Annotated in this window: 13 protein-coding genes; all 13 read left to right on the top strand. The window is 52.6% G+C overall.

The genetic code is table 11. The features are described from left to right. Positions 1-115 precede the first annotated feature (115 nt). The 13 genes from NST04_RS17465 to NST04_RS17525 all read left to right on the top strand — a co-directional run bounded on the left by NST04_RS17465 (position 116) and on the right by NST04_RS17525 (position 16,799). A complete protein-coding gene (locus tag NST04_RS17465; protein ID WP_341185391.1) occupies positions 116-4,447 on the top strand; it encodes a PolC-type DNA polymerase III in 4,332 nt (1,443 codons plus the stop codon). 202 nt (positions 4,448-4,649) lie between these two features. After that, on the top strand, positions 4,650-5,117 hold the full coding sequence (gene rimP / locus NST04_RS17470; RefSeq protein WP_036724721.1) for a ribosome maturation factor RimP: 468 nt from the start codon (positions 4,650-4,652) through the stop codon (positions 5,115-5,117). 26 nt (positions 5,118-5,143) lie between these two features. Further along, complete coding sequence (gene nusA / locus NST04_RS17475) at positions 5,144-6,241, top strand: transcription termination factor NusA (RefSeq protein ID WP_036692613.1); 1,098 nt, start codon at positions 5,144-5,146, stop codon at positions 6,239-6,241. A gap of 30 nt (positions 6,242-6,271) precedes the next feature. After that, entirely contained in the window at positions 6,272-6,580 is a 309-nt protein-coding gene (gene rnpM / locus NST04_RS17480; protein ID WP_036692616.1) for an RNase P modulator RnpM, read from the top strand. Between the two features lie 25 nt (positions 6,581-6,605). After that, entirely contained in the window at positions 6,606-6,896 is a 291-nt protein-coding gene (locus tag NST04_RS17485) for a L7Ae/L30e/S12e/Gadd45 family ribosomal protein (protein WP_445667924.1), read from the top strand. Continuing rightward, entirely contained in the window at positions 6,889-9,537 is a 2,649-nt protein-coding gene (gene infB / locus NST04_RS17490; RefSeq protein WP_341186782.1) for a translation initiation factor IF-2, read from the top strand. Before NST04_RS17485 ends, infB begins: the two co-directional genes overlap by 8 nt. 18 nt (positions 9,538-9,555) lie before the next feature. Further along, positions 9,556-9,903, top strand: a complete 348-nt coding sequence (gene rbfA, locus NST04_RS17495; protein ID WP_173133324.1) for a 30S ribosome-binding factor RbfA — start codon at positions 9,556-9,558, stop codon at positions 9,901-9,903. Positions 9,904-9,929: 26 nt separating this feature from the next. Then, on the top strand, positions 9,930-10,907 hold the full coding sequence (locus NST04_RS17500) for a DHH family phosphoesterase (protein WP_341185392.1): 978 nt from the start codon (positions 9,930-9,932) through the stop codon (positions 10,905-10,907). Beyond that, positions 10,904-11,818, top strand: coding sequence for a tRNA pseudouridine(55) synthase TruB (gene truB, locus NST04_RS17505; RefSeq protein WP_341185393.1), 915 nt, complete (start codon positions 10,904-10,906; stop codon positions 11,816-11,818). The genes NST04_RS17500 and truB overlap by 4 nt, the downstream gene beginning before the upstream one ends. 36 nt (positions 11,819-11,854) lie before the next feature. Continuing rightward, on the top strand, positions 11,855-12,802 hold the full coding sequence (locus NST04_RS17510) for a bifunctional riboflavin kinase/FAD synthetase (protein WP_341185394.1): 948 nt from the start codon (positions 11,855-11,857) through the stop codon (positions 12,800-12,802). 149 nt (positions 12,803-12,951) lie between these two features. After that, positions 12,952-13,221 (top strand): 30S ribosomal protein S15, encoded by a 270-nt coding sequence (gene rpsO / locus NST04_RS17515; RefSeq protein ID WP_019910460.1) that lies wholly within the window; start codon positions 12,952-12,954, stop codon positions 13,219-13,221. Between the two features lie 224 nt (positions 13,222-13,445). Beyond that, positions 13,446-15,548 carry a polyribonucleotide nucleotidyltransferase gene (gene pnp, locus NST04_RS17520; protein ID WP_341185395.1) on the top strand — a complete coding sequence of 701 codons (2,103 nt, stop codon included), beginning with the start codon at positions 13,446-13,448 and terminating at the stop codon, positions 15,546-15,548. 264 nt (positions 15,549-15,812) lie between these two features. Then, positions 15,813-16,799, top strand: a complete 987-nt coding sequence (locus NST04_RS17525; RefSeq protein ID WP_341185396.1) for a polysaccharide deacetylase family protein — start codon at positions 15,813-15,815, stop codon at positions 16,797-16,799. Position 16,800 lies beyond the last annotated feature (1 nt).

The following is a 16,800-nucleotide window of genomic DNA, read 5'->3' on the forward strand; positions in this document are numbered from 1 at the left end:
CGCAAGTACCCAATGCTTTTTAAGCCGGAGGCTTTTTCTTACAATAGAGTGAGTGATTACATTAGAATGACGCCGGAGTCTTACGCCAATTATTGCCGAGTTAGGTGGGGAATGCATGGAGCATAACGTGGAGAGAAGAAAGAGATTTGAGCTGTTGATGAAGCAGGGGGAGATTCCGCCTGCCATGATTGATCCTTATTTTGTAGACGGACAGATTGAACGGGTGGAGATTAGCCGCGGCAACCATGACTGGCATATCGTGATTGCGAAGACAACCCTAATTCCCGCCCAGACCTACAGGGCCTTTATCCTAAGAATGCGTGAGAAGCTGCAGCATATTGCCAAGGTCAGCTTCTTGTTCCTATATGATGATACTGTAAGCAGAGCTGATATTGTGCAGGAGTACTGGGGCATGTTCCTGGAGTGGGTCCAGCGTGAGATTCCTTCCGTCAACGGTTGGCTGACGCGTTCCAGTCAGGAGCTGCGGGACGGTACGCTCATCCTTAGCCTGAATGATTCGATGTCACTTGAGCTGGCCCGCAAGAAGGGTATCGAAGCCGCCATTATTAAATATTATGATAAATATTTCGCACTTCCCCTCAAGGTCAAGCTGCAAATGGCCGAGGACGAGAGTAAGAGCAAGGCGGATGCCTATGAGGAATTCCAGCAAAAGCTCCAGCAGGAGCAGCGTGAGCTGGTAGAGCTGATGATGATGAATAGCGAGCCGGACGAGCCTGAAGAAGCCGGGGACCCAAATGAGGTCATTAAGCTTCAGGTAGGGAATGACATCAAAGAGCAGGCCGTCTCCATTCTGGAGATTCAGGATGAAGAGAAGAAGATTACAATCCAGGGGACGATCTTCGGGCTGGACCGCAAGGAGCTGCGTAACGGAAATACGCTGTTCACCTTCTGCATCACAGACTTTACAGATTCCCTGCAGATGAAGATGTTCGCCAAGACCAAGGAAGAGCTGAAGATCATGGGTCAGCTGGCTAACGGCAAATGGGTCCGTGCGCGCGGTAAAGTGGAATATGACCGGTTCATGCAGATTCCCGAGCTGGTGATGATTCCTTCGGATCTGACCGAGGTATCGGCGCCCCCTGCCCGTAAGGACAATGCCAAGGAGAAACGTGTGGAGTTCCACTTGCATACGACTATGAGCACGATGGATGCGGTAGCACCGATTGATGCCTATGTCAAAACAGCTGCGAAGTGGGGCCACCCGGCGCTTGCAGTAACCGACCACGGCAATGTTCAGAGCTTCCCGGATGCGAACCACGCCGCCCATAAGCATAAGCTCAAGATGCTTTACGGTGTGGAGGCCAATGTAGTCAATGATGCGGTCAATATCGTGGAGAATGCGCAGCCGCTGGAGCTCAAGACTGCAACCTATGTTGTCTTCGACATCGAGACCACGGGGCTGTCCATTACACGCAACAACATCACGGAGCTTGCTGCGATCAAGATGTGCGAAGGCAAAGAGCTGGACCGTTACACCACCTTCGTTAATCCGCATGAGAAAATCCCCTACCACATCCAGCAATTAACGAACATTACGGATGAAATGGTCAAAGATGCCCCGGATTTGGAACCGGTACTGAGGGAATTTGTGGAGTTCGTAGGAGACAGCATTCTCGTTGCGCACAATGCGCGGTTCGATATGGGCTTCATTCAAGCTTCTCTGAAGAAGCTGGGTCAGCCGGAGCTGCCGAATCCTTCACTGGATACGCTGGAGCTGGCGCGTCTGCTCTTCCCGAGCATGAAGAACCACCGGCTCAATACGCTTGCTGACAAGTACAAGGTATTGCTGGAGAGCCATCACCGTGCGGTGGATGATACGATTGCATTGGGCGGGATTCTGAACGGTCTCTTAGCCGATGCTGAGAAGATGAAGGGCTTGACCCGGCTGGACCGGCTGAATGATTATGTAGGCAATGACCTGTCGAATGTTCGGCCGTTTCACTGCGGCATCTATGCACTGAATCCGACTGGCAAAAAGAACCTCTATAAGCTGATTTCAATGTCTCATACCGAGTACTACAAGCGCGTACCCTGCATTCCCAAATCGAAGCTTGAAGAGCATCGTGACGGACTGCTCGTCATATCCGGCTGTGAGCGGGGCGAGTTCTTCGAGGCTGTGCTGAATAAGACCGTGGAAGAGGCGATTGAGGTTGCCCAGTTCTATGATGTTCTGGAAATCCAGCCGCTGACTATGTACATGCATCTGGTGGATAAAGGATTCGTAGCGAGTCCAGAGGACCTGCGGAGTGTTGTACGCAAAATCTGTGAGATCGGTGAGCAGATGAATAAGCCTGTGATTGCCACGGGGAATGTGCACTATCTGGAGCCGCGCGATAAGCTGTTCCGCGATATTACAATCCACGGGATTACCGGGTTCAGTCCGCTGAAGGACCAGAACAAGCCGGACGCCCACTTCCGTACAACCGATGAGATGCTTGCTGAGTTCGAATACCTGGGTGCAGCCAAAGCGAAGGAAGTTGTGGTCACGAATACGGTTGAGCTGGCTGAGCGGTTCGAGGAATACGACCTGTTCCCAAGCGATCTCTTCACGCCTATTATTGAAGGGGCAGATGATGAGATCCGCAATACCTGCTATGACACAGCCAAATCGATCTACGGCGAAGAGCTGCCGGAGGTTGTGGTTGCCCGTCTGGAGAAGGAGCTTGCCCCGATTATTAAATACGGTTTCTCCGCTAACTATCTGATCTCGGAACGGCTTGTCAAAAAGTCGAACCAGGACGGTTATCTCGTCGGTTCCCGTGGCTCGGTAGGCTCGTCTGTAGTGGCAACATTCCTTGGAATCTCGGAGGTTAACCCGCTTCCGGCTCATTATATTTGTACCAATTCGGAATGCCGGCACAGCGAATGGTTCCTGGACGGAAGTGTGCCAAGCGGCTTCGACCTGCCGGATAAGGACTGTCCGGATTGCGGCGGCAAGCTTAAGGGAGAAGGCCAGGATATTCCATTTGAGACCTTCCTGGGCTTCAAAGGGGACAAGGTTCCCGATATCGACCTTAACTTCTCCGGGGAGTATCAGCCGAATGCTCATAACTTTACCAAAACGATGTTCGGTCCTGATAATGTATTCCGTGCGGGAACCATCGGTACGGTGGCGGAGAAGACCGCCTTCGGCTTCACCAAGAAATATGAAGAGCATCACCAGAAGCGCTGGCGCGGCGCGGAGGTTGGACGGCTTGCCGCCGGCTGTACCGGTGTGAAGCGCAGTACGGGGCAGCATCCCGGCGGTATCGTTGTTTTGCCGGACTACATGGAGATCGAAGATATCACTCCAGTGCAGTTCCCGGCAGATGACGTTACAGCCGAGTGGAAGACCACTCACTTTGACTATCACGCCTTCGATGCCAACCTGCTCAAGCTCGATATCCTCGGCCACGATGATCCGACCATGATGCGCATGCTGCAGGATCTGACTGGTGTGGACCCGACGACTATTCCAATGAATGATCCCAAGGTGATGAGCATGTTTAACTCCACAGATGCGCTGGGAGTAAGGCCGGATCAGATCCGGACTCCGGTAGCAACTTATGGGGTGCCGGAGATGGGGACGAAGTTCGTCCGCCAGATGCTTGTGGAAGCGAAGCCGTCCAGCTTTGCCGACTTGCTGCAGATTTCCGGGCTGTCCCATGGAACCGGCGTGTGGCTGGGGAATGCCCAGGAGCTGATCAAGAACAATACCTGCAACATTAAGACGGTAATCGGCTGCCGTGATGATATTATGCTCTATCTGATCTATAAGGCGGGCATGGATGCCAGTCTGGCCTTCAAAATTACGGAGAGCGTGCGTAAAGGGAAGGGACTGCCGCCGGAGTGGATTGAGGAGATGAAGAATTGCAAGGTGCCGCAGTGGTACATCGATTCCTGTCTCAAAATCCAGTACATGTTCCCGAAGGCCCATGCCGCGGCTTATGTTATTTCAGCGGTGCGCACAGCCTTCTTCAAGCTGTATCATCCGATAGAATACTATGCGACTTACTTCTCGGTCCGCGCGGCCGATTTCGATATCGAACTGTGCTGCAAAGGCTACGAAGCCATTGCGCGCCAGCTGGTAGAGATCGAAGCCAAGGGCTTCCAGGCGCTGCCTAAGGAAAAAGCCATGCTTCCGGTCCTGGAGATGGCCCTGGAGATGACCGCACGCGGCTTCACCTTCAAGAACATTGATCTGTACCGCTCGGATGCTACCAAATTCACAGTGGATGGCACCAGCCTGACCCCTCCATTCTCCTCGCTTGCGGGAATCGGGGATAATGCTGCGATTAATATCGCCGCTGCCAAGGACGCAGGAGAATTCCTCTCCATTGAGGATTTTCAGCAGAAATCCAAGGCCAGTAAAACGGTGATTGAGCTGCTCACGGGAATGGGCTGCTTCCGGGGATTGCCGGAGAGCAACCAGCTTTCACTGTTCTGACAATCGGCTCAAGTGATAGCATATACAGTCCTTTAATGTCCTCATAGAAAGGGGAGTCAAGGGCTGGTACTTGTCAGTGCTGCCTCACTATGGTATAATTTTTTTGGTAATAATGAGATAAGTCCGTTGTGTAAAGAGTGGGGAAACCCACTCTTTATCTTTGGTATATAGCAAAAGACAAGTTCGTGGAGGTAATCTTCTTTTGAGCACACCCAAATCCAAAATTAAACAAACGGTAGAGCAGCTGCTCGGGTCCTATCTCGAGGACAATGGTTTCGAACTGGTGGATGTTGAATACGTGAAGGAAGGCTCCAACTGGTTTCTGCGCGTATTCGTAGACAAAGAGGGCGGCATCGATATCGATGACTGCGGCACCATCAGCGAATATATCAGCCAGAAGCTGGATGAGAATGATCCGTTCTCCGAAGCGTATTTCCTTGAAGTCTCCTCGCCGGGAGCTGAGCGTCCGCTCAAGAAAGCTGCGGATGTCGCCAAGGCGGTAGGCAAAGACGTATATGTAACGGTCTATGAGCCGATTCAAGGACTCAAAGAATTCGAAGGCCGTTTGCTATCATTCGAGAACGAGGAACTGCTCATCTCCGCGGGCAAAAAAGAACATGTGGTACCTTACGCCAAGGTCGCCAGTGCGAGATTGGCCATTATTTTTTAACGTCTTGAAAGGGGGACCGGAATTTCATGAGTATGGAGTTTATTGAAGCTATGAATGAACTGGAAAGGGAGAAAGGCATCAGCAAGGATGTGCTGTTCGAAGCCATCGAAGCGGCGCTGATCTCCAGCTATAAACGCAATTTCAATGCGGCGCAGAATGTGCGTGTGGATATGAACCGCAACACAGGCGTAATCAAGGTATTTGCCCGCAAACTGATTGTGGAGGAGGTTCTCGATGCACGTACCGAGATCTCGCTCCTGGCTGCCCGGGAGATCAACCCGCATTTCCAGCTGGAGGATATCGCCGAGCAGGAAGTCACGCCGCGTGATTTCGGCCGCATTGCCGCCCAGACTGCGAAGCAGGTGGTTACCCAGCGTATCCGCGAAGCGGAACGCGGCCTGATCTATAACGCTTTTATCGACAAGGAAGATGATATTGTAACCGGCCTTGTACAGCGTCAGGATATGCGGAACATCTATGTGGATCTTGGCAAAATCGAGGCGGTTCTTCCGCTAAGCGAGCTGATGCCTGGAGAGAAGTTCAAGCAGAGCGAGCGTATCAAAGCTTATATCACTAAGGTGGAGAACACGACCAAAGGGCCGCAAATTATGCTGTCCCGCAGTCATCCGGGTCTGCTGAAGCGTCTGTTCGAGCTGGAAGTGCCGGAGATTTTTGACGGGGTGGTGGAGATTCGTTCCGTTGCCCGCGAAGCCGGCTTCCGCTCTAAGATCGCCGTGTTCTCGCGCAATCCCGAAGTGGACCCGGTGGGCTCCTGCGTAGGGCCGAGAGGCACACGTGTACAGACCATCGTTACTGAGCTTCGCGGTGAGAAAATTGATATCGTCAGATATTCCGAACTGGTGCAGGAGTACGTAGCCAATGCGCTTAGCCCGTCCAAGGTGCTTGAGGTTCAAGTCTTTGAACCTGAGAAAATGGCCCGCGTCATTGTTCCTGACTATCAGCTGTCGCTGGCTATTGGCATCAAGGGGCAGAACGCCCGTCTTGCCGCCAAGCTGACCGGCTGGAAGATCGATATCAAGAGCGAGACTCAGGCGGAGCAGGAATACGGCAGACCCAGATCGTCCAATGATGAAATGCATCAGGATTCCGTCTCCATCGATTAATGAATGCTGACTGACGGGAGGTGCTTTGTTATGAAGCAAAGAAAGGTGCCGCTGCGTAAATGCGTTGCCAGCCAGGAGATGATGCCCAAGAAAGAGCTGATTCGCGTGGTGAGAACGCCTGAAGGCGAGGTGCTGATCGACCTGACAGGCAAGAAGTCGGGCCGTGGCGCTTATATTTGCGGTAAACTGGAATACTTTAAGCTAGCACAGAAGACCAAAGCACTTGACCGGGCATTGAAATGCCAGGTCAGTCCTGAAATCTATGCCCAGCTTGCCCGGGATTTTGCATCCGTGGAGGAGCAGTTTTTGGCAGCGAAGGATAGTGAGGACAATGAGTAAGACACTTTCTTATTTAGGGCTTGCGATGAGAGCAGGCAAGATTGTCACCGGCGATGAGGCTGTGCTTAAGGCAGTACGGTCTTCAGAGGCGAAGCTGGTCGTCCTGGCAGGTGACGCTTCAGATAATACCCAGAAGAAGTTCCGCGATAAATGCGGGACCTACGATATTCCACTAGTAATCGCATTTCACCGGGATGAACTCGGTGCAAGTATTGGTAAAGACCAGCGCGTTGTGCTGGCCGTTACGGATAAAGGATTCGCGGAAATGATCTCCAGAACGCTTGGAGATACTGTCGGAGGTGGAGTTATTGACTAAAGAAGATAATAAGGATAAGCTGCGCGTATACGAATATGCAAAGTCTTTGAACATGAGCAGTAAAGAAATTATTACCATTCTGAAGCGTTTGGATGTCCCGGTGAATAATCATATGAGTGTCATGGAGAATGGCTCTGTGAACAAAGTTGAACAGTTCTTCAAGGACATCAAGTCAAACGCTGCAGCCAAGCGGGACACCGGCACCAGCAGCCGTCCGGTAAATACCGGTTCGGTAACCGCCGAAGTACGCAGTGCTCAGAATACCAACAAAATTCAATCGGAAAAGCAGGTAGGTATGAACAGTAACCAAAACAACAACCAATCGACGACGTCCCCAAGGCCCCAAAGCGGACAAGATTCCCGCAGAACACAAACATCAGGCTCCGCTCAGAATTCCCGCCCGCAGGGCAGTTCAAGCAGCAGCCGTCCACAAAGCAGTTCGACTGGCAGCCGCCCGCAAGGCAGCTCCACTGGCAGCCGTCCGCAAGGCAGCTCCACTGGCAGCCGTCCGCAAAGCAGCTCCACTGGCAGCCGTCCGCAAGGCAGCTCTACTAGCGGCAGCCGCCCACAGGGCAGCTCCACTGGCAGCCGTCCGCAAGGCAGCTCTACTAGCGGCAGCCGCCCACAGGGTAGCTCTACTGGCAGCCGTCCGCAAGGACAAGGCGGCGCACCACGTACAGGTGACCGTCCGCAAGGACAAGGCAATGCAGGCGGAGGTTTCTCACGCAATGACGGCCCTAAGAAGAATACCACTGGCGGCAGACCTGGCGGCAATAACAGCGGCCAGAAGCGTTACGACGACAACAAGGGCGGCAACTATCGCGGCCGTGGCGGCAAGAACAACCGCGGCAGAAACCAGCCGACCGTATATCGTGAGAAGATTGACAACACACCTAAGAAGATCATTGTCCGTGGCAGCATGACCGTGGGTGAAACCGCGAAGCTGCTTCACAAGGATGCTTCGGAAGTGATCAAGAAGCTGATCTCGATGGGGGTAATGGCCACCATCAATCAAGAGCTTGATATCGATACGATTCTGCTTCTGGCCGGCGAATTCGGCGTAGAAGTAGAAGTGAAGATTCCGGTGGACGAAGACAGCTTCGAGACCGTGGAAGAGAATGATTCCGAAGAGGATCTGATGACACGGCCACCGGTTGTAACGATCATGGGTCACGTTGACCATGGTAAAACAACCCTGCTCGATGCCATCCGTTCCACGAATGTATCCGGCGGCGAAGCGGGCGGAATTACGCAGCATATCGGTGCCTATCAGGTTGAGATTAATCATAAGAAAATCACATTCCTCGATACTCCGGGCCATGAAGCGTTCACCGCCATGCGTGCCCGTGGTGCCCAGGTTACAGATATGACGATTATCGTTGTAGCGGCAGATGACGGCGTAATGCCTCAGACCGTTGAAGCGATCAACCATGCGAAGGCAGCCGGACTTCCGATCATTGTGGCAGTTAACAAGATCGATAAGCCGGGCGCAGATCCTGACAAGGTGAAGCAGGAGCTTACAAGCTATGAGCTGGTACCGGAAGAGTGGGGCGGCGATACAATCTTCGTCAACCTGTCGGCTAAGCAGCGCATTAACCTTGAAGAGCTGCTGGAAATGATCCTGCTCGTTGCCGAAGTGAATGAGTACAAGGCGAACCCTGACAAACGGGCACGCGGTACTGTTATAGAAGCTGAGCTTGACAAGAACCGTGGACCGGTTGCCCGTATTCTCGTGCAGAATGGTACGCTGAAGGTCGGAGACGCATTTGTAGCGGGTAACTGCTTCGGCCGCGTACGCGCCATGGTGAATGACAAGGGACGCAAAATTAAGGAAGCGGGACCTTCCACTCCAGTGGAAATTACCGGTCTGACTGAGGTACCGCAAGCGGGCGATCCGTTCATGGCCTTCGAAGATGAGCGTAAAGCACGCGCGATCTCTGACAGACGTTCTACAACGCAGCGCCAGTCCGAGCTTAACACGAACACACGCGTTACGCTGGATGATCTGTTTAAACACATCAAGGACGGCGAGATCAAGGATCTCAACGTTATTATCAAGGGTGACGTTCAGGGTTCGGTAGAGGCGCTGAAGGGCTCCTTGGCCAAGATCGAAGTCGAAGGCGTACGCGTGAAGATCCTTCACAGCGGTGCCGGTGCGATCACGGAATCCGATATTACCCTGGCAGCAGCCTCCAATGCTATCGTGATCGGCTTCAACGTTCGTCCGGATGCCCAGACGAAAGCGGCAGCCGAGCAGGAGAAGGTGGATGTGCGTCTGCATAACATCATCTACAATGTCATTGAAGAGATCGAAAGTGCCATGAAGGGCATGCTTGATCCTATCTATAAAGAGAACGTTATCGGCCATGCCGAAGTGCGCAACGTATTCAAAATCAGCAAAGTGGGCAGTGTCGCAGGTTGTATGGTTACCGACGGCAAAATTACCCGCAATGCTGAAATGCGCCTGATCCGCAGCGGTATCGTTGTCTTCACAGGCAAAATCGACACCTTGAAGCGTTTCAAAGATGATGCAAAAGAAGTGGCACAGGGTTATGAATGTGGCATAACTTTGGAACGCTATAATGATGTCCTTGAAGGTGACATCATCGAAGCATTCATCATGGAAACGGTAGAGCGCTAAGCGAAGAGGTGAAATAAGATGTCTAAAATCAGAGCGGGACGGGTTGGCGAGCAGATCAAGAAAGAGCTGAGCCAGCTCATCCAGAGCGGACTAAAGGACCCGCGTGTCGGGTTCGTAACTGTAACTGGCGTAGATGTGACGAACGATCTGTCGCAGGCCAAGGTATACCTGAGCGTATTCGGGGACGAGGAGCAGAAGTCAGACTCACTTAAGGCGATTGAGAAAGCGAATGGTTTTCTCCGCTCGGAGCTTGGCAAAGCGATCCGCCTGCGCCATACGCCAGAGCTGATCTTCAAAATTGACGAATCCGTTGCTTACGGAAGTCATATTGAGAAGCTGCTCGGCGAAATCGGCAAAAACGAATAGGCTACGGAACATAAAGGAGACGGCGAATGCAGAGCTATGAACAAAGTCTCCAGCAGACGCGTAAGTTTCTGCTGGAACACGACGATTATCTTGTAGTGTCGCATGTTCAGCCGGACGGAGATGCAGTCAGCTCCACCCTCGCGGTGGGCTGGCTTCTCTCATGTCTGGGCAAAAAATATTTGATGCTGAACGAAGGCCAGATTCCGCAGCGAATGGAATATTTATGGCATGCCGATCAGATTGTCAATCTGTCTGAGGGTTCGTTGCCCCGCCAGTACAGCCATGTGATCTGTGTTGACTGTGCGGATTTCCAGCGTGTAGGACTGACCCAGCAGCATTTCACCAGTGATGCCCTGATCTTGAATATAGACCATCATCCAACGAACAACGGCTACGGCGCGGTGAATCTCATCAAGCCGGATGCGGCCGCGACAGCAGAGATTCTGTTCGATCTGCTGAAGATCTTTGAACTCAAGTGGGATATTGATATTGCCACAGCCATTTATACCGGGCTGTTAACGGATACCGGCGGTTTCCGTTACAGCAATACTTCTCCTAAAGTGATGGCGGCCGTATCCGAGCTGCTGGCAATGGGTGTGAATGGACCGGACCTGGCAGAGACTCTGCTGGAAGAGATGACACTTCCTCAGGTGAAGGTGCTGAACCGCGCACTTAGCACATTACAGCTTAGTCCTGAAGGAGATATAGCCTGGGTGTATGTTACACCTAAGGATATGCTGGACTCCGGAGCGGCCAATGAGGATCTTGAAGGGATTGTCAACTATCCCCGGAATATCCGCGGGGTAGAGGTAGGTATTCTGTTCAAGGTTATTGATGACCATGCGGTAAAGGCCAGTCTTCGTTCAGCAGGTAAGGTGGATGTGGCGCTACTTGCGCAAGCCTTCGGCGGCGGCGGACACACCCGTGCAGCAGGCGCGCGTATTAATGGAACTCTGGAAGAAGCTGTGGCACAGGTGCTGGAGGAGGTCAAACGTCATTTATGAGTGAGCTTACAGGAGTTCTGGCTGTATATAAGCCGGCAGGGTTCACTTCACATGATGTTGTGGCCAAGGCGCGGCGCATTCTGGGCATGAAGCGGATAGGACATACCGGGACCCTTGATCCTCAGGTAACCGGAGTTTTGCCGCTCTGTCTGGGCCGCGCTACCAGAGTAGTGGAGTATATCCAGGAACTGCCCAAGGAATATGTTGCCACACTGCGGCTGGGAATGGCCAGTGATACAGAGGACCTGACCGGGACGATTACGGAATCCGTGGAGGAGGTTCATGTCACAGAAGCCGAAGTGCTGGCTGTGCTGAACTCCTTCCGGGGCGTAATCTCGCAGGTGCCACCGATGTATTCCGCAGTGAAGGTGGACGGCAAGCGTCTGTACGAGCTGGCCCGGGAAGGCAAGACCGTAGAGCGCAAGAGCCGTGAAGTGGAGATTTATGAGATTGAGATGCAGCAAATGGTCTGGAACGGCAACTATCCGGAGATCACTTTCCGGGCGTTATGCTCCAAGGGGACCTATATCCGTACCCTCTGTGTAGATATCGGACGTAAGCTTGGTCTTCCCGGTGTAATGGTGAAGCTGGAGCGCACGATGTCGGCCGGGATCTCTGCCAGCCATTGCCTGACTCTGGAGCAAATTGCGCAGCACAAGGAAGGCGGCACACTGGATGAGCATCTGATTGCTGCTGACGAGGCGATTTCGCATTTGCCCAGACATACCGTTGCCGAAGAGAAGAAAAAAGCAGCCCTGCAGGGGCAGCGTTTATCGACCCGGTTTGTAATGCCGGAAGTGAAGCAGGCCGGAGATTTCCGTCTCTATGATCAGCAAGGGGAGTTCCTCGGTATTTATGCTCTGGAGGCTAACGGAGCTATTGCACCTGTTAAGGTGTTTGCCCAGGTCTAAACTTTAATTTATTTGCGAATGTAGGTGAGAAACAGCGTGAGAACCGTAACGTTAAGCTATCCGATGCTGCCTGAGGCGGCAGCACAGTACGCGCAGCCTCAAGTAGTTGCCCTGGGACAGTTCGATGGACTGCACCTCGGGCATGCCAGTGTCATCACATCAGCTGTTGCTCTTGCCCGTGAGGCAGGTGTACCCGCAGCGGTGATGACCTTCTACCCCCATCCCAAGGATGTTATGGGCAAAGGGGATTATGAGGGATATTTGACCCCCTCTAAGGATAAGCAGGAGCTGCTTGCCGGGATGGGTGTTGAGCTTTTATATATAATTGAATTTAATGAAGAGCTCTCCCGGGTGAGTCCGGCGGACTTTGTCTCTGTGATGCTGCTGCCGCTGCAGATTGTAACTGCAGTTGTGGGGTTCGACTTCCGCTTCGGCTACAAAGGTGAGGGGGATGCGGACACGCTCTCAGAGCTGGGACAAGGTGCGATGAAGGTAGAGACGGTCGCTCCGTTCCTGCTTGAAGGAGAGAAGGTCAGCAGCTCGGGTATCCGCAAGAGCTTGCTGAGCGGGGAACTGGGTAAGGCTAATGCCTGGTTTGGACGTTGTTATCACCTGCGCGGTACCGTAGGGCACGGGGAGAAGCGGGGCCGGACCATCGGCTTTCCGACAGCTAACCTGCAGCTCGAAGACCGCTATGTTATTCCGGCCAAGGGCGTATACGCCGTCAAGGTCTTTTACCGGGAAGAGGTACTCTACGGGGTGATGAACGTCGGAGTGAAGCCAACGTTCCACGAAGGCGTGACCACTCCAAGCTTTGAGGTGCACCTGTTTGATTTTGCCTCAGATATTTACGGACAGGAGCTTAAGGTGGAACTGGTCTCCTATATCCGCTCCGAGCGCAAGTTCGGGTCCATCGATGCTTTGATTGCACAGATCGGCGCAGATGCTGAGACGGCCAAAGGGATGCTGGGATATCATTCCTAATCTTTCCGGACAAGCCGTTTACTTTTGCCTGTGAAGGTGCTATACTGATTAACGTTGCTGGAATGACAGCATATGAACCTTAGCTTGGTTACTTGTTCTCACCGACGGTGACGAGGCTACTGGCGATTATAATGAAGGAGGTGAACAGGATGGCATTGACTCAAGAACGTAAACACCAATTGATCGACGAGCACAAAACTCACGAATCCGATACTGGATCCCCTGAGGTGCAAGTTGCTATCCTTACGGAGAACATCGTTAATTTGACTGACCACTTGCGTACGCACAAGAAGGATCATCATTCCCGCCGCGGACTGCTGAAGATGGTTGGACAACGTCGTAAACTGCTGGCGTATTTGAAGAACAAAGACATCAGACGTTACAGCGCCCTGATCGAAAAACTGGGATTGCGTCGTTAATTTTCCATAAGTTAAGCCCAAAAGCAGCCTGGTTGTATACCGTATGTCCTTCTTACGAGCGACAGCGGGACAGCCGGGTTGCTTTTTGAAAATTTAGGGTAGACTTTTAGAATTGACAAGTTGATAGCATTCGCAAAAACGGCTATAGCACTTCTGCGGAGGACAAGCCGTTTTTGCTTGTAGAACATACAGGAACGTATTATTACCATTCAAGGAGGGGTTTTATGGAACAACGTGTGGAAATGCAGCTGGGCGGAAGACGCCTTGTGCTGGAAACAGGCCGTCTGGCCAAACAAGCGAACGCAGCCGTGATGGTGCGTTACGGGGATACTTCAGTATTGTGTACGGTTACAGCATCCAGTGAGCCTAAAGATCTGGATTTCTTCCCGCTTACAGTGAACTATGAGGAAAGATTATATGCAGTAGGCAAAATCCCTGGCGGATTCATCAAACGTGAAGGACGTCCGAGCGAGAAAGCGATTCTGTCCAGCCGTCTGACAGACCGTCCAATTCGTCCATTGTTCCCGGAAGGGTTCCGCAATGACGTTCAAGTTTTGAACCTGGTGATGAGTGTGGATCAGGACTGCGCGCCTGATATTGCTGCCATGATCGGTACTTCCGCTGCGCTCAGCATCTCTGATGTACCGTTCAACGGACCCATCGGCGGCGTGGCTGTAGGCCGGATTAACGGAGAATTCATCATCAACCCTGATCAAGCCCAGCAGGCAATCAGCGATATCTATGTGGTTGTGGCCGGTACAAAGGACGCTATCATGATGGTAGAAGCAGAAGCCAATGAAGTGACTGAAGAAGTGATGCTTGAAGCGATCATGTTCGGACATGACGAGGTCCGCAAGATTGTGGCTGTGATTGAACAGCTCGTAGCCGTTGCCGGTAAAGAGAAAATGGCAGTTAAGCTGCATGCGGTTAATGCGGATGTGAATACAGAGGTTCGTGCTTTTGCGCAGAGCCGTCTGGTGGAAGCCGTAAGAATTGCCGAGAAGCATGCCCGTCAGGATGCTATCGATCTGGTGAACAACGAAGCGGTGGCGTATTTCGCAGAGAAATACATAGAAACCCCAGAGCTTCTTAAGGATGTTAAGGAAGCCCTGCATGATATCGTGAAGGATGAAGTCAGACGTCTGATCACGCATGACAAGGTTCGTCCGGATGGTCGTAAGTTAGATGAGATCCGTCCGATCGAATGTGATACAGCTTTGCTGCCGCGTACGCACGGTTCCGGTCTGTTCACACGCGGCCAGACACAGATTCTTAGCGTATGTACACTGGGCGCACTGGGCGATGTGCAGATTCTGGACGGTATCGATCCGGCTGAAACCAAGCGCTTCATGCACCACTACAACTTCCCTCCGTTCAGCGTAGGGGAAGCCCGTCCGCTAAGAGCACCGGGACGCCGCGAGATCGGCCACGGGGCACTAGGTGAACGTGCATTATCCAAGGTCATTCCAAGTGAGACTGAATTCCCGTACACCATCCGTCTGGTATCCGAAGCGATTGAATCCAACGGCTCCACCTCCCAGGCAAGTATCTGTGCCAGTATTCTCGCGATGATGGATGCAGGGGTACCTATCAAGGCGCCTGTAGCCGGTGTAGCGATGGGTCTGATCAAGGACGGGGAGCATGTATCCATCCTGACAGATATTCAAGGCATGGAAGATCACCTCGGCGATATGGACTTCAAGGTAGCAGGTACAGCAGAGGGCGTAACGGCGATTCAGATGGATATCAAAATCGACGGTATCGACCGCAAGATTCTGCAGGAGGCGCTTGAGCAGGCAAGAGAAGGCCGGATGTTCATTCTGGGCAAAATGAATGAAGCGATCGCAGCTCCAAGACCGAGCCTGTCCAAATATGCTCCGAAGATCATCATCATCAATATTAACCCGGATAAGATCCGTGATGTGATCGGTGCCGGCGGTAAAATCATCAACAAGATCATTGAAGAAACCGGCGTGAAGATCGACATCGAACAGGATGGCCGCGTATTTATCGGTTCTTCTGACGAAGCTATGATCCAGAAGGCCCGTGGCATCATTGAAGGTATTGTGAAGGAAGTAGTGGTTGGTGAGATTTATGTGGGTACGGTCAGACGCATTGAGAAATTCGGCGCATTCGTTGAATTGATCCCTGGCAAAGACGGTCTTGTGCATATTTCCCAGCTGTCTACAGAGCGTGTTGCGAAGGTTGAAGATGTTGTGGCGATTGGCGACACGATTACCGTGAAGGTAACGGAGATCGACCAGCAGGGCCGTGTCAACCTGTCACGCAAAGCTGTGCTGACTTCAGAGAGCGGAGCGAAGGCGTAAGAAGTATTACGCTGCCGCTTCACCGCTATTTTAACTATAGATAAGAAGAGACAGAAGCAGTACAGTTCTGGCTCTTTTTTTTGGAAAAGTATACGCTGCGGTACCATCCTGACTGACGGTTATACCTTATCCGCTTGAAGGCGGCATCGATGCAGTATGCATAATTTGCCCTCTGCATACATAGGCTGGGACAAAGCGTCTCCGCACGGCTTGACCCTGGTGCGGAGACGGAACAGACCGTTTGTGCCGGGGAGGTAAAACGTCATGAAGACGGACAAGGCGGCGCTCGTGCTGGCTTGCATCGCAGTAGTAATTGGAATCGGCAGTACGAACGGACCCGTGAAAGAGATGATTGCCGGGCTTAAGCCTCAGGCGGATGCAGCCGTGATGAGCTATGCACTGAATCAGAGAGAGGATGATCTGCGCACGCAGATTACCCGCCGGGCCGAGGCGCTGAATGCGCAGCCTGTGAATGCTGTTGTTGACCGGGTATGGAAAGCCATACCGGGGTATAACGGGCTGGAGGTCGATGTGGAGGCAACCTACCGGAGCGCACTTTTACGTGGACCCGAAGCAAGCCTCAAACTGATGTACCGCCAGCTTAAGCCTAAGGTATCACTTGATGATCTGGGGGCGCAGCCGATCTACCGGGGGAATCCGGCGAAGCCGATGGTCTCGCTGATGATTAATGTGGCTTGGGGGAATGAGTATATCCGTCCGATGCTGGACATTCTGGATGCGGAGAAGGTGAAGGTCACCTTTTTTCTGGACGGAAGCTGGTTAAGCCGCAACAAGGAGCTTGCAGCTGAGATGCTGAAGCGCGGGCATGAGATAGAGAACCATGCGTATACGCACCCTAAGATGAGTATTCTCAGCCGGACGCGTGCCACTGCCGAGATTGAGAAGACGCAGAAGCTGCTGAAGGAAAGCCTGGGTGTGACGAATAAGTGGTTTGCTCCGCCGTCAGGAGACTTTAACCAGCAGACGGTGGAGATCGCCGCCTCACTGGGGCTGAAGACGGTATTGTGGACGCTGGATACAGTCGATTGGCGCAATCCGTCCCCGGAATCGGTGGTTGCCAAGATCAGCAGCCGGGTAGAGCCGGGAACTCTGATTCTGATGCATCCGACGGCGTCCTCTTCGCAAGCGCTTAGGGGGATGATCCGGGGGATCAGAGCCAAGGGCCTGCAGTTGGGAACCGTCAGTCAGACGCTCTCTCCTGAGCGTATCATACCGCCGGAAGTTGAGTGAA

This window comes from Paenibacillus sp. FSL H7-0756, assembly GCF_038006765.1.
Taxonomy (GTDB): Bacteria; Bacillota; Bacilli; order Paenibacillales; family Paenibacillaceae; genus Paenibacillus_AQ.